The sequence below is a fragment of the Nocardia otitidiscaviarum genome, assembly GCF_007362295.1.
GTDB classification, from domain to species: Bacteria; Actinomycetota; Actinomycetes; order Mycobacteriales; family Mycobacteriaceae; genus Nocardia; species Nocardia otitidiscaviarum.
In genome coordinates this window covers 3,352,437-3,367,121 of record NZ_CP041695.1, presented here as the reverse complement: position 1 = coordinate 3,367,121, position 14,685 = coordinate 3,352,437, and the positions used below count along the sequence as shown (strand labels likewise).

11 protein-coding genes are annotated in these 14,685 nt (G+C 71.4%); 7 read left to right on the top strand and 4 right to left on the bottom strand.

All coding sequences use genetic code 11. From position 1 onward, the window contains the following. The first annotated feature begins 129 nt into the window (after positions 1-129). Positions 130-1,107, top strand: a complete 978-nt coding sequence (locus FOH10_RS14895; RefSeq protein WP_244961988.1) for a magnesium transporter — start codon at positions 130-132, stop codon at positions 1,105-1,107. On the opposite strand, the gene FOH10_RS14890 is transcribed toward FOH10_RS14895, so the two are convergent. Both FOH10_RS14890 and FOH10_RS14885 read right to left on the bottom strand, forming a co-directional pair. Further along, positions 1,074-1,970 carry a DUF302 domain-containing protein gene (locus FOH10_RS14890; protein ID WP_221937973.1) on the bottom strand — a complete coding sequence of 299 codons (897 nt, stop codon included), beginning with the start codon at positions 1,968-1,970 and terminating at the stop codon, positions 1,074-1,076. The genes FOH10_RS14895 and FOH10_RS14890 overlap by 34 nt on opposite strands. A 23-nt stretch (positions 1,971-1,993) precedes the next feature. After that, positions 1,994-2,989: an Acg family FMN-binding oxidoreductase gene (locus FOH10_RS14885; protein ID WP_143981161.1), complete on the bottom strand. Its 996-nt coding sequence runs from the start codon at positions 2,987-2,989 to the stop codon at positions 1,994-1,996. Between the two features lie 194 nt (positions 2,990-3,183). On the opposite strand from FOH10_RS14885, the gene otsB reads away from it, so the two are divergent. Genes otsB through FOH10_RS14870 form a run of 3 tightly spaced genes read left to right on the top strand, consistent with a single transcriptional unit; the run spans position 3,184 to position 9,616 of the window. Then, positions 3,184-7,083 carry a trehalose-phosphatase gene (gene otsB, locus FOH10_RS14880; protein ID WP_244962081.1) on the top strand — a complete coding sequence of 1,300 codons (3,900 nt, stop codon included), beginning with the start codon at positions 3,184-3,186 and terminating at the stop codon, positions 7,081-7,083. A 2-nt stretch (positions 7,084-7,085) separates the two neighbouring features. Then, entirely contained in the window at positions 7,086-7,994 is a 909-nt protein-coding gene (locus FOH10_RS14875) for an ABC transporter ATP-binding protein (RefSeq protein WP_029928727.1), read from the top strand. Next, entirely contained in the window at positions 7,991-9,616 is a 1,626-nt protein-coding gene (locus FOH10_RS14870; RefSeq protein ID WP_143981159.1) for an ABC transporter permease, read from the top strand. Before FOH10_RS14875 ends, FOH10_RS14870 begins: the two co-directional genes overlap by 4 nt. A gap of 63 nt (positions 9,617-9,679) precedes the next feature. Here FOH10_RS14870 and FOH10_RS14865 read toward each other — a convergent pair whose 3' ends face one another. Further along, a complete protein-coding gene (locus FOH10_RS14865; protein ID WP_143981158.1) occupies positions 9,680-10,330 on the bottom strand; it encodes a DUF2267 domain-containing protein in 651 nt (216 codons plus the stop codon). Positions 10,331-10,567: 237 nt separating this feature from the next. Between FOH10_RS14865 and FOH10_RS14860 the strand changes: the two genes are divergently transcribed. Genes FOH10_RS14860 through FOH10_RS14850 form a run of 3 tightly spaced genes read left to right on the top strand, consistent with a single transcriptional unit; the run spans position 10,568 to position 14,032 of the window. After that, positions 10,568-11,593, top strand: a complete 1,026-nt coding sequence (locus FOH10_RS14860) for a hypothetical protein (protein ID WP_143981157.1) — start codon at positions 10,568-10,570, stop codon at positions 11,591-11,593. A gap of 44 nt (positions 11,594-11,637) precedes the next feature. After that, a complete protein-coding gene (locus FOH10_RS14855) occupies positions 11,638-12,567 on the top strand; it encodes a universal stress protein (RefSeq protein WP_143981156.1) in 930 nt (309 codons plus the stop codon). Position 12,568: 1 nt separating this feature from the next. Then, entirely contained in the window at positions 12,569-14,032 is a 1,464-nt protein-coding gene (locus FOH10_RS14850) for a bifunctional aminoglycoside phosphotransferase/ATP-binding protein (protein WP_143981155.1), read from the top strand. 210 nt (positions 14,033-14,242) lie between these two features. Here FOH10_RS14850 and FOH10_RS14845 read toward each other — a convergent pair whose 3' ends face one another. Beyond that, positions 14,243-14,506, bottom strand: a complete 264-nt coding sequence (locus FOH10_RS14845; RefSeq protein WP_029928716.1) for an SHOCT domain-containing protein — start codon at positions 14,504-14,506, stop codon at positions 14,243-14,245. Between the last annotated feature and the right edge of the window lie 179 nt (positions 14,507-14,685).

The following is a 14,685-nucleotide window of genomic DNA, read 5'->3' as shown; positions in this document are numbered from 1 at the left end:
GCCGAAAGGCAGGCGGCCGCAGGTATTTCGGCGGTCCTTTCGTGGGCGCGAAGTCGGTCGGCGTATGCGCGCGGGAGCGGTAGGAGGCGAGCGCTGGCGTGCGGGGGTGCCGGGGGCTAGCGTTCGGCTGTGGAGAGCAGGATGATCGCCGCCGATGTCCTCGACACGGCGGCCGCGCACGCGACGCGGGACGTCCCGGTCGTCGAACCGGCGGAGACGGTGCGGGCGGCGCTCGCGGGGATGCAGGGCCGGCGGTTCGCCAGTGCGGCGGTGGTGGTGGTCTGCCGGGACGGCTACCTTGCCGGACTGGTCACCATCGAACGGCTGCTCGCCGCGCCGCCGGACAGCCCGGTGGGCGAGGTGATGGACACGGACCCGCCGACGGTGGCGGGGCACCACGATCAGGAAGCGGCGGTCTGGGAGGCGTTGCGCCATGACGAGCCCGGCCTCGCCGTCGTCGACGCGGACGGCAGGTGGCTCGGGGTGATCCCGCCGCAACGGCTGCTGGGACTGCTGCTGGCGGAGCACGATGAGGACGTGGCCCGGCTGTCGGGCTATCTGGCCTCGACATCCACGGCGCGCACGGCCACCACCGAGCCGGTGGCCCGGCGACTGTGGCACCGATTGCCCTGGCTCGCGGTGGGTTTCGTGGGCGCGATGCTGGCCGCGGGCGTGGTCGACGCGTTTCGGGGACAGCTCAAGCGCGAGGTGTTGATCGCCTTCTTCATTCCAGGTGTGGTGTATCTGGCCGACGCGGTCGGCACCCAGACGGTGGCGTTGGTGGTCCGCGGGTTGTCGGTGGGGGTCGGCATCCGCGGGATCGTGGTGCGTGAATCCGTGACCGGCGCAGTGATCGGTCTGCTGGTCGCGGCCGTATCGTATGCGTTCACCCTGGCGGTCTGGGGCGATGCGGAGGTATCCGCCGCCGTGGCCATCGCGCTGCTGGCCGCCTGTTCGGTGGCGGCGGTGGTGGCCATGGTGCTGCCGTGGGCGCTGTCGCGCCTGGGCATCGACCCCGCGTTCGGGTCGGGACCGCTGGCCACCGTGATCCAGGATCTGCTGTCGATCGTGATCTACCTCGGGGTCACCTCACTGGTGGTGACCTGATCGGTCTCGCGCGCCGCCCGCAGCGCCGCGATGAGCAGCCGCCGGGTCTCGGCGGCCACCGGCAGCAGGTCCGCCAGCGGCAGGGCGGCCGCCAGCACCTCGGGATCGGCGACTTCCACCCGGGTGCCGCCCTCGACCGCGCGCACCACCACGGTGCAGGGCAGCAACAGTCCGGCCTCGCGGTCCGCCGCCAACGCCCGCTGGGCCAGCCCCGGATGGCAGGCGCTGAGGATCGTGTAGTCCTCGACGGGCTCGCCCGGTCGAGCGTGCAGCATCGCCCGCACATCGAGCTCGCCGACCACTTCGAAGTCGTACACCCGCAGTACTTTCCGGGTCCAGTCGAGCGCCGTCGCGAACGGTTCGTCCAGCAGCAGCGCGATACTCGGCGCGGGTACGACCGGGATGGTGATCTCGGTGAGCAGTTCCCGGGGGTCGGACACCTCGTCCGGGCCGACCAGATAGGCTTCCCGTGCGGGTCCGGCCGCACGATAACCGTTGTCGCGCAACCACGCCCGCAGCGATCTGTGCACGGCTTCCAGCTCCCGGTAGCCGCCGCGGTAGCAGATCCGGGCCACCATGCGGTCCGGTTCCAGCAGCAGCGTCGCACCCGACGCGGGACCGAGTTTGGGCGCGGGTTCCACCAGGACGCCGAAGTCGACGACGGTGGAGCCGTCCGCGGCCGGTGGCTCGCGGAAGGTGATGGTCGACGCGCCGATGGTGGTGAGTTCGGCGCGCTGCGCGGTGGTCACCAGCTCGCGCATTCCCTCCGCGATATCCGTGCCCACCCGGTCCGCTCTGATCTCACGCGGTAGGCACAGCATGGTTTGCGGGGGTGTGTGGCAGATGCTGACCCGGTATCTCATCGGGCTCTCCTTCTCGGGCGTGCTCATCTCGGCATGGCCAAGATGTCGGCCAGGGGACGGCGCGGCGTGACCGTCTCGGTCTCCGAGGCGGTTTCCGATTCCGGCTCCGGTGCCGTACCCACCCGAACCAGGACCTGCGGCAGGTCGTCCCGCCCGGTGAGCTCCCGGACCATGGCCCGGCCACGTGGATCCTCGGTGAGGTGGGTCAGTGGACAGGTCGCCGACCCGGCGACGGTGCACTCCAGCAGCACCGTGGACAGGGCGGTACCGCAGCGCAGCAGTTCCTCGGGTGTATCGCCGACGGTGGACAGCACCAGGACGACCGCGTGGTCGGTATCGAGTTCGGCGCGGCGCGAGGCCGTGGCGGCGGCGGGGAAGGCGCGGCCGATGCCGACACGCGCCTGCTCCTCCGGATTGGCCAGCGCCGTCCGGGGCACCCCGCCCGCCGCCGCGGAATGCCCGGTCCACCAGCGTAATTCGGCCTGGTACTCGGCATCGTAACGGCGCACGGCGGCGGTGAGGCCGGAGGCGTGCGCCAGTCGGGCGCGACTGTCGGGACCGAGCACGCTCACGATCGCGTCCTCGGGGTCCACCACGGTGCGCAGCACGGCCTCGAGTTCGTCCCATCCGGTCGGTGCGGCGAACGGCAGGCGATCGGTGTGCCGCCGGGCGATGGCGTCGGCCCGTTCCCGATCGGCATCGGTGACGATCGCGGCGGGACGAAAGGTGACCGTGGCGAGGTGATCGTGATTGTTCGGGTCGGGGAAGCGCGCCACGGTGCAGCGCCAGCCGGCGGCCGCCATGGCGACTCGCAGGTGGTCGAGCGTGACACCGCAGCTGATGAGCAACTGTCGGCGGCGCGGATCGGTGGCGGGCAGCAGCCGCTCCGGCACCGCGAACAGGCGCAGCGCGGCCCCGTCGAAGGTCCACCGCCACGGCTGGCTGTTGTGCAGTGACGGCGCACGACCGGCCAGCAGCACGGCCTTCTCGATGGTGACGCCGGTGGGCAGAACGGTCATAGCGCTCACGGTAGGCGCGCGTGGCGACGGTGTAACGAGTCCTAGGTCCCGAACCGCCGGGTACCGCACCCCCGGGGGGTGCGGGGACTTTGTTCTCTTGCTGGACAATCCCCCCGCCAGCCAACCTGGGAGGTGTGTACGCCGATACCGCAGCGCTGATCGATGCGCGCCGCCACGACGCTGTGCTCTTCGATATGGACGGGGTCGTCACCGACAGTGCGTCGATGCACGCCGCGGCCTGGACCGAACTCTTCGACGACTTCCTCGCCCGGCGCGCCGGTGCCCGGGGCGAACGGCTCACCCCGTTCACCCACGACGACTACCTGCGCTACGTCGACGGCAAACCGCGCTACCGCGGCGTGGCGGATTTCCTTGCGTCCCGGGACATCTCGCTACCGTGGGGCGATCCGTCGGAGCGCGGGGACGTCGACACCGTGTGCGGGCTCGGTAACCGCAAGGATCGTCTCTTCCTCGCACGGGTGGCGCGGGACGGCGTGCGAGTCTTCGACGGCACGGTGGCATTGATCCGACGGCTGCACGCCGCCGGACTCGGCACGGCGGTGTTCTCCGCCAGTCGCAATGCGGCCGAGGTGCTGGCGGCGGCCGGACTGGCCGAGCTGTTCGAGGTGCGGGTCGACGGCCTGGAGGCCGAAAGGCTCGGGCTGGCGGGCAAACCCGACCCGGCCATGCTGCTCGAGGCGGCGTACCGGCTCGGGGCCGAGCCCGAGCGCACGGTGGTGCTGGAGGACGCCGAGGCCGGAGTGGCGGCCGGTCGCCGGGGCGGTTTCGGACTGGTGATCGGCGTCGACCGGGGCGGGCATGCCGACCGGCTGCGCGAGCAGGGCGCGGACACCGTGGTGGCGGATGCGTCGGACGTACTGCTGCGCAGCGGATTTCGCCGGGTGTCCGAACTCCCGGACGCGCTGCGGTCGTGGTCGCGGATCACCGATCTGCTGGATACCGGCAAGGCTGCCGTACTGCTCGACTTCGACGGCACACTCTCCGATATCGTGCCCGATCCGGCCGCCGCGCAACCGGTGGAGGGCGCGCGGTCGGTACTGGCCGAACTGGCGGCGGCCTGCCCGGTCGCGGTGGTCAGCGGCCGCGCACTGGAGGATCTACGGGCCCGGGTCGGGGTGGACGGGTTGTGGTACGCGGGCAGTCACGGCTTCGAGCTGATGGCCCCGGACGGCACCCGGCACGTGCACGGCGCGGCACCCCATGCCGAGGCGGTGGGCGAACAGGCGGCGCGGCTGCTGCGCGACCGGCTCGCCGACGTTCCCGGGGCGCTGGTGGAGCCCAAACGGTTCACCGTCGCCGTCCACCACCGTACGGTGCCGCGCGATCAGGTCGCGGTGGTGGTGAGCGCCGCCCACGACGTGGCCCGGGCGGTGGGACTGCGCGCCACCGGCGGCCGCAAGGTCACCGAACTGCGCCCCGATGTGGACTGGGACAAGGGCCGGGCGCTGCGCTGGATCCTGGACCGGCTCGCCGTGCCCGCGGTGCCGATGTACCTGGGCGACGACCTGACCGACGAGGACGCGTTCGACGCCATCGAGGCCGACGGTATCGGCATCGCGGTCCGCCACGCCGAGAGCGGGGACCGCTACACCGCCGCGCGCTTCGCGGTTGCCGGACCACGCCGGGTGCGCGACCTGCTGGACCGCTTGGCGGACTGGCTGCACACCGACCCCGACCTGTCCGCCTCGGAGCAGTGGATGCTGACCTTCGAGGGCTACGACCCGGCCGCGGAGAAGTTGCGCGAGGCGTTGTGTACGGTCGGCAACGGCTATCTGGGCACCCGCGGGGCCGCCCCGGAATGCGCCGCGGGCGAACGGCACTACCCCGGTACCTATGTCGCGGGCGTCTACAACCGGCGCTTCGACGAGATCGCCGGACGCACCGTGGACAACGAGAGCCTGGTGAATCTGCCCAACTGGCTCCCGGTCACCTTCCGGATCGGCGACGGCGACTGGTTCGACATCGACCGCGCCGAACTGCTGTCCTATCGCCAGCAACTGGACCTGCGCCGGGCGATTCTCATTCGGCGCTTCCGATTCCGCGACGCGGCCGGACGCATCACCACGGTGCGGCAGCGCCGCTTCGCCGCCATGCACGCACCCCATATCTGTGCGCTGGAGACCACCCTCACCGCCGAGAACTGGTCGGGGCCGGTGACCCTGCGCTCGGTCATCGACGCCGACGTGCGGAACGCACTGGTGGACCGCTACCGCGCCCTGTCGGGCGACCACCTGGTGCCCGTCACCACCGCCGTGCTGTCGCCGGACGCCGTGCTGGTCGCCGTGCGCACCAACAGCTCCGAGATCCCGATCGCCGTGGCCGCCCGCTCGACGGTCCGCGTCAGCGGTGAGACCTGCTATGAGACAACCCGATTCATCGACGAGGGACAGGTGGTCGGCCAGGAGTTCACCGTCGACACCGCCGAGTGGGGTTCGGTGACGCTGGAGAAGGTGGCCACCGTCTACACCGGACGCGACCACGCCATCGCCACCACGGCCGAGGCCGCCGCCCGGGAGCTGGCCGCCTGCGGCGACTTCGCGCGGTTGCTGGCCGGGCACGACACGGCCTGGGAACACCTGTGGGAGCGGGCGCGGTTCGACCTCGACGGCCACGACCACGGGGTGCGCCTGGTGCGCTTCCACCTCATGCATCTCCTGCAAACCCTGTCCCCGCACACCGCCGATCTCGATGTGGGCGTACCCGCCCGCGGGCTGCACGGCGAGGCCTATCGCGGGCACGTGTTCTGGGACGAGATGTTCATCTGCCCCGTCCTCACCGTGCGCTTCCCCATGGTCACCCGCGCGCTGCTGCGCTACCGCCACCGCCGCCTGCCGGAGGCGCGGCGGGCCGCGCGGGCGGGCGGCTGGGCCGGTGCGCTGTTCCCCTGGCAGTCCGGCAGCGACGGGCGCGAGGAGTCGCAGCGCCTGCACCTGAATCCGGAATCGGGACACTGGAATCCGGATCCGAGCGTGCGCGCCCACCACGCCGGGCTGGCGGTCGCCTACACCGTGTGGGAGTACCACGAGGCCACCGGGGACGTGGAGTTCCTCACCGAGTACGGGGCCGAACTGCTGGTGGAGATCACCCGGTTCTGGGCGAGCCGGGTGAAGTACGACCCCGAGCGGAATCGCTATCGCGTCCGCGGCATCATCGGGCCGGACGAATTCCACTCCGGGTATCCGGACGCGCCCCTGGACGGTATCGACGACAATGCCTACATCAATGTGATGGCGGTCTGGACCATCCGGCGCACGCTCGACGCCCTGGCCCTGCTGGGTCCGCGCGAGCGCGGGCGGTTGCTGGAATCGCTCGGGGTGGATCCCGGTGAACCGCGCACCTGGGAGGACCTCACCCGGCGCATGTACGTGCCGTTCCACGACGGGGTGATCAGCCAGTTCGACGGCTACGACCGGCTCGCGGAACTGGATTGGGCTCGCTACGGCGATATCCAGCGCCTGGACCGGGCACTGGAGGCCGAGGGCGACGACGTGAACCGCTACCGGGCGGCCAAACAGGCCGATGTGCTGATGCTGTTCTATCTGCTCTCGGCCGACGAGCTGCGGGCGCTGCTGGCCGACCTCGGCTACGAACTGCCCCCGGAGATGATTCCGCGCACCATCGACTACTACCTGGCGCGCACCTCGCACGGCTCCACCCTCAGCGCCCTGGTGCACGCCTGGGTGCTGGCCCGTGCGCACCGGGACCGGGCCGCGGAGTTCTTCGATCGGGTGCTGTCCTCCGATATCGCCGACATCCAGGGCGGCACCACCGCCGAGGGAATCCATCTGGGCGCCATGGCGGGCAGCGTCGATTTACTGCAACGCTGCTTCACCGGCCTGGAATTGCGTTCCGGCCGATTGATATTCGACCCGGCGTGGCCGAAGGAACTGGGCACGCTCAGCTTCCCGATCGTCTACCGGGGCCACCGCATGACCGTCGGTGTCGGCGCGACCGAACTCGAGGTCCGCTCCGATCCGGGAGTCGTACCGGATGTCGAGATCGAATGCCGCGGCCGGGTCGACCGGCTCGTCGCGGGCCGCACCGTACGGATTCCCCTGGCGGAGAAGGGATGACCATGACCGACGCGATCACCATCACCGGCCTGACCAAGACGTTCGGCCGCACGCGCGCGCTCGACGAGCTGAACCTCACCGTGCGCACGGGGGAGGTGCACGGATTCCTCGGACCCAACGGGGCCGGGAAGACGACCACCATCCGGATCCTGCTGGGACTGTTGCGGCCCGACGCCGGGACGGTACGGATGTTGGACGGCGACCCCTGGCGGGACGCGGTGGCCCTGCACGCCCGGCTGGCGTACGTACCCGGTGAGGTGACGCTGTGGCCCGGCATCACCGGCGGCGAGGTCATCGACCTGCTGGCCCGGCTGCGCGGCCGGACCGATCGCCGCCGCCGCGACGAACTGCTGGAGCGATTCCGGCTGGACCCCAAGGTGAAGGCCCGCGCCTACTCCAAGGGCAACCGGCAGAAGGTCGCGCTGGTGGCGGCGCTGGCCTGCGAGGCGGAACTGTATCTGCTGGACGAACCCACCGCGGGTTTGGACCCGCTGATGGACGCCGAATTCCGTTCCTGCGTAAGGGATCTGACACGGCGGGGGAGTACCGTGCTGCTGTCGAGCCATATCCTGGGTGAGGTCGAGGCGCTGTGCGATCGGGTGAGCATCATCCGCGACGGACATACCGTCGAGAGTGGCACCCTCGCCGAGCTGCGGCATCTGACCCGCACCACCATCACCGTCGAAACCGTGCGCCCGGCAACCGAACTGGGCTCGGTGCCCGGCGTGCACAACCTGGTCGCCGACGGCACCCGCGCCCGCTTCGACGTGGAACCGGAACATCTGGACGCCATCCTGCGCTCACTGGCCTGGCTGGGGGTGCGCAGTCTGGAGAGCGCGCCGCCGACCCTGGAGGAACTGTTCCTGCGCCACTACGGCAGCCGGACCGAGCCGGTACAGGCGTCGTCGTGACCGCCCTCGACACCGGGACGACCCGGGAGCCGCGGCTCACCCAGGCGGCGGGGGCGGGCACCCTGCTGCGCTTCGCGCTGCGGCGGGAGCGATTCACGCTGCCCTGGTGGATATTCGGCCTCGGCGCGCTGCTGGCGTTGCAGTCGGTGAGCAGCCAGCGCCTCTACGACACGCCCGAGAAGCTGGAGGCGCTGCGGCGGACCATGGGCGGCAATGCTGCCGTGGTGGCGCTGGGCGGGCCGTTGCGACTGCTCGACACGATCGGCGGGGAGGTGCTGTTCGAGATCTTCACCTACCTCGCCGTCGTGATCGCGCTCATGAATATGTTTCTGGTCGGCCGCCACACCCGCACCGACGAGGAGACCGGTCGGGCCGAACTGATTCGCTCCGCCCGGGTGGGGCGGCGCGCGGCACTGGTCGCGGCGCTGCTGCTGGCCGTCGCGGCGAACGCCGTCGCGGCGGTGGCCGTCTGCGCCGTCGCGGTGGGCACCGGTCTGCCGGTGGGCGGCTCACTACTGCTCGGGGCCGTGCTGGCCGGGACCGGGGTGACCTTCGCCGCGGTCACGGCGGTGGCGGCGCAGGTGTTCGAGAATCCACGCAGCGTGTACGGTGCCGTGTCGCTGGCCCTGGCCGCCGCCTGGGTGCTGCGCGCGGTGGGCGACGTGGGCAATGGCACGGCGTCGTGGCTCTCGCCGATCGGGTGGGGGCAGCGCAGCTACCCCTACGTGGTCGACCGCTGGTGGCCGCTGCTGCTGTTCGCGGCGGCGACCGCAGTCCTGTTCGCGGTGGCGGTATGGCTGCTGGACCGGCGCGATTTCGGTTCCGGACTGTTCGCGTACGGCACCGGGCGGGCGACCGCGTCCCCGGCCCTGCGGTCCCCGGCGAGCCTGGCGTGGCGGCTCCAGCGCGGTGCGCTGATCGGCTGGGTGACAGGTGTTTTCGGGCTGGGACTGGCCTATGGGTCATTCGCGGACAGCATCGAGGACTTCATCGCCGACAATCCGGATATCGCCGCCTTCCTGCCCGGCGGGGCCGATGACGCCGTGAATTCGTATCTGGCGCTGTCCCTGTCGACGCTGGCCCTGCTGACCGCCGCCTACACCGTCACGGCGGTGCTGCGGGCGCGCGGCGAGGAGACCGAGGGGCGTGCCGATCCGTTGCTCGCCGCCCCGGTCGGCCGGACGACCTGGTTCGCGGGCCATCTGAGCGTGGCGTCGATCGGCGGCGCCGTGGTGCTCGCCGCCGGTGGGGCCGGCGTCGGACTGAGCCACGGCATGATCACCTCGGCCGCCACCGAACCGCTGCGGCTGGCCGCCGCCGCACTGGCCTACCTGCCCGCCGTGTGGGTGGTCGCGGCCGTGGCCGCACTCGCCTACGGCTGGCTGCCGCGCCTGGCCACCCCCGTCTCGTGGGTCTATTTCGCCTACTGCGCGGTCGCCACCCTCTTCGCCGAATCCTTCGATCTCCCGGCCTGGTTCGACCAGGCCACCCCCTTCGCCCACCTGCCCCGAGTCCCGCTCGACGACCCCCGGCCCGGCCCGCTGCTCACCCTCCTCGCCCTGACCGGCCTGGGAATGCTGGCCGCTCTGGCCGGTCTGCGCCGTCGCGATATCGGCTACTGAACGCGGCCCGCCACGACGGCGGCCCGTGGTGTGAACCACGGGCCGCCGTCGCTGTCGCGCTTCCTATACCGGCTGCTGCCTGGTGTCGCTCAGGCCCTCGGCGAGCAGGATGCGGTGGGCGTGCTGGGCGGCGCGGGCGGCCTCCGGTGACGGCCCGCCGGGCAAATCCTCCAGCCCGCGCGCCAGCACCGCCACCGCGTCGCGCAGTGCCGCCACCCGCACCTCCAACTCGTCCACCCGGTCGGTCTCGCCCTGGGTGAGGACCGCCGCGCCCGCCAGCACACCCGACAGGTCCGCACCGAGCAGCACATGGCGCAGCGCCACCGGGAGCTGCGCGAGCACGTGGTCGAGCTGCCCGGGAGAGAACAGTGCGGCGAAGGAATCGGTCACCACACCGGACAGCGCCGCCGCCTCGTCGCGGGAAACGCCCGCCTCCCGGGCGAATTGGGTGAGGAACGACGCCACATCGTGCGGCACCGGCACGTGTGCGGGCATCCAGCCCTCGTAGAAGATGCCGCGCAGCAGTTCCGGCAGCTGCGCGCTCAGATGGGCGGCGGCGTTGACGCCGATGCGATCACGCACGGTGTGCAACCAGGCACGCATGGCACGGTGCGCGAAGGCCTTGTCATAGGTGTCGAGCCCGTCGGCGATGGCATTGAGCCATTCGTGCGCGGTGTGCACGGCGGGCGCGAGCGGATCACTCTGATGGGACATGGTCGTTCGCCTCTTTCGGATGGGTTGTCGTGGTTCCCCGAGCGTGCGTCAGCGCCTACGCGGTGGGTGAGAGCCGTCGTGCCCGCCCCGCGAGGACGATGGTCACCTCCGCAGGCGGCGAGGGACCCTGTCGGCGGACAGCGGTGGCGGGCCACGATCGAAGCGACAATATTCCTCGACGCGGCGCCACCGGGCGAACGAACCGGGCGTCGCCTCGCCGGCGGTGCGGAGGTCGCGATGACCACGAAGTACGAGACCTCGGGTGTGGGTTCGTCCGCGGTGCTGATGGCGCTGCGATTCCCCGTGGGGCTGGGCCACACCGTCGCGGAACTGCGCTACCTGGGCCGCCGATCGGGACGGCGGATCGCACTGCCGGTGTCCTACGCGCGTTCCGGCGACACCGTGATCGTCCGGGTGGGCAATGCCGCCGCGAAGACCTGGTGGCGCAATTTCCGGACACCGCATTCGGTGTCCATTCGCATCGACGGCGACTGGCTCGCCGGAATCGGCCGCCTGGTCGCGCCCGGAACGATCGAGCACGAGGAGGTCGAGGCGGTCTACCTGCACGAACATCCGCGCCAGCGGACGACGGCGATCGATCCGTACCTGGTGATCGAGCTGGCGCGAACCCAGCCGAATCACACCAGCCGGTGGCGGCAGTGGTTCACCACCGTGACCGCCGGTGAGTTCCTGGGTTTCGTCGCCCCCGCCGTCGCGGGCGCGCTGCTCCTCGACGCCGCCCCCGCGGTCGTGGTCGCGGGACTGCTGCTCGCCGCCGTCGTCGAGGGTGCGGTACTCGGCTCGTTCCAGTCCCTGGTGCTGCGGAAGTGGCTGCGCGACTTCGCCACCGGGCGCTGGGTTCGGGCTACCGTGGTGGGAGCGGTGGTGGCGTGGACGATCGGCGCGGTGCCGGTGCTCTACGGCGACCGCATCACCGACTGGCCGCCTGCGGTGCAGGCGCCGGTGATCGCGGTCGGAGCCCTGGTGATGGTGTTCGCGATCGGCGTGGCCCAATGGTTCGTGCTGCGCGAGCGGACCGAGCGCGCGGCGCTGTGGATCTGGGCCAATGCGGTGGGCTGGATCGCGGGTCTCGCGGCGTTCGCCCTCATCACCACCCCGCTGTGGCAGCCCGGCCAGCCGACCGCGCTGATCGTGGGCATCGGGCTGCTCGGCGGCCTCGCCATGGCCGCGGCCATGGCGGCCGTCACCGGCGCGTTCCTCGTCCGCATGCTCGACACCAGGAACCTGGTGTCGCCGCACTGACCGCCACACCGGCCGCGAGCCGATCGCACAGTCAGGAGATCGCCATGACAGCCCAGCACCCCGACGATCCGCATCAGCTCGCCTCCGCCGCGGTGGTGGTCGGCGTCGACGGCTCGGCGGGATCGGACACCGCCGTCGGATGGGCGGCCGACTACGCCGCCGCCCGGCAGCGCGCGCTGCGTCTCGTGCACGGCCTCGACCTAGTGGGCATGAGTGCGGTCCTCGGGAGCTACGACGTGCTCATTCCGCCGGTGATCGAAGCGGTCCGGGAGGGCGGTCGCGTGCTGCTCGACCGTGCGGCAGCGATCGCGCGCCAGCGCGACCCGAACCTGACGGTCACGGTCGCGCTGACCGCGCAGAGCCCCGCCGCCCTGCTCATCGAGGAGAGCGCCCACGCCTACGCGACGGTCCTGGGTGCCACCGGCACCGCCGGGAGCATCGCGCATCTGGGTTCGACACTGCTGGCCGTCACCGCGCACGCACACGGTGCGGTCGTCGTGGTGCGCCCGGATCCGGACGCGGACAACGCGATCCACGACAGCGGCCCGGTCGTGGTGGGAGTCGACGGCGGTCCGGTCGGTGAGGCCGCCATCGCCGCGGCGTTCCGGGAGGCGGCCGAGCGCGGCGCCGAACTGGTCGCCGTGCACACCTGGAGCGACTGGAGTTTCGGCGATTTCGCCGGTGGCGATCGGCTGACCGTGCCCGAATCCGAACTGGAACACCGGGAGTGGGCGATCCTCGCCGAACGGCTGGCGGGCTGGCAGGAGAAGTATCCGGAGGTCCGGGTGACCCGCCGGGTGTATCCGTGGGCCCCCGCCGACCAGCTCCGAACCTGGTCGCGCACAGCCCAACTGGTGGTGGTCGGGAACCGTGGTCGCGGCGGCTTCCCGGGTCTGCTGTTGGGCTCGACCACGAACGCGCTGGTACAGCACGCCCACTGCCCGGTGCTGGTCGTCCATCCGGCGGACCGCTGAGATGGCGGATACGAACGGTGAACCGTTCGCGCAGCTGCGGGAGACCCACACCGGCCTGGTCCTGCTCTGCGGCGAACGCGCCTACAAGGTCAAAAAGCCCGTCGTGACCGACTTCCTCGACTTCGGCAGCACCGCCGCTCGGGAGCGGGCGTGCCTGCGAGAGATCGAGTTGAACCGGCGGCTCGCACCCGATGTGTACCTCGGGCTCGCCCATCTCACCGATCCGGAGGGCGGGGCGGGGGAGCCCGTGGTGGTCATGCGCCGCATTCCCGAAGCGGCCCGACTGTCCACCGGACTCGACCGCGGTACCGTCACCCGCGCGGAACTGGCCGAACTCGCCGCGCTGATCGCCGACTTCCATCGGGCGGCGCGGCGCGGCCCCGAGATCGACCACGCGGGTACGCCCGCCGCCCTGCGGCACCGCTGGGATGTGCTGCTGCACAGCCTGCACGAGCAGCCGCGCGATGCGGTGGATCCGGCGGTGGTCGACCGCATCGCACGGCTGGTCGGCCGCTATCTGGACGGTCGCGGACCGTTGCTGGCCCGGCGCATCGCCGCGGGCCACATCGTCGACGGGCACGGCGATCTGCTCGTGGAGGACATCTTCGCGCTACCCGACGGCTTCCGCGTGCTCGACTGCCTGGATTTCGACGACCAACTGCGCTATGTGGACTGCCTCGACGACGCCGCCTTCCTCGCCATGGATCTGGAGTTCCGCGGCCATCCGGCGCTCGCCACCGGATTCCTGGACGACTATCTGCACGCGGCCCACGACACCCCACCGGCCTCCCTGCGCCACCACTACATCGCCTACCGCGCCATGGTGCGGGCCAAGACCGACCGCATCCGCGCCGACCAGGGTGTCGCCGCCGCGGCCGAGCGGGCCACCCGGCATCTCGAACTGGCCGCGGCGCACCTGAGCGCCGGGGCCGTGCGGCTCACCCTGGTCGGCGGGCTGCCCGGAACCGGAAAGTCCACCGTCGCACAAGCTCTCGCCGCGGAAACCGGAGCGGAACTGCTGTCGAGCGACACCGTGCGCGCCGAGCTGCGCGCGGTGGGTGCCGTGGTCGGCACGGGCGGAGATTTCGGGGCGGGCGCTTACCGTCCCGAAGCGAAAGCCCGGGTCTACGCCGAACTCCTCGACCGCGCTCGGGATCGGATCGAGCAGGGCATCTCCGTGATTCTCGACGCCAGCTGGACCGACGCCGAATCCCGTACCCGCGCAGTGGAACTGGCCGAGGACGCGGTCGCCGACCTGGTGGAACTGCGCTGCGAGTGTCCACCCGATATCGCCGCCGAACGCATGTTCACCCGCGATCCCGGCGATTCGGAAGCCACCCCCGAGATCGCGAAAGCCCTGTCCGCCACCGCGAGCCCCTGGCCCGCGGCCGTCACCCTGGACACCACGGCGCCGATCGGCGACACCGTCGCCACCGCTCTGCGCGCATGGCAGAGCACCGGCTGACCACTCCGCTCGGTAGGCAGGCACCTCCCGATGCCAGGGTCGCCTCCCCACATCGGTGGAGCACGCGGCCGCTCGACAACCTATGGCGCGTCGGCCGTGGCAGGGCGCGGCCGACGCGGCTACCTCCGACGCGGCTACCTCCGACGCGGCTACCTCCGACGCGGCTACCTCCGACGCGGCTGCCACCGATGCGCTGTGGCGGAGCGGTGGTCAGGCGCGGGTCGCGGTGTGGGTGCGCAGCGCGGTGAGGCGGCTGATGTATTCCTGCTCGTCGATATCGCCGCGGGCGAACCGCTCGGCCAGCAGCTGCTCGGCGGGGGTCTGGGTGACGGGTGGCTTCCCTTCCCGGTCCGGTCGCGCGGTCATCCGCACGATCAGGGCGAAGGTCGCGATCACCAGTCCCCAGAACAGCAGCATGCCGATGCCCATGCCGACATAGCCCCAGCCACTCGGTCCATGGTCGTACCAGTACATCACCGTCTGCCTCCTTCTCCGGCGCGATCGCGCGCGACGCGGTGCCGGATTGTGCTCTCGACGCGATGCGCGCCAACTGTCTCCACTGTCGGCGCGTGCGTCCGCCCGGGGCAGGGCAGATCGCCCTCTGATACGAGGACCAACGGCATCCAGGCTGGTGTGGACCGTGCCGTCGCCGT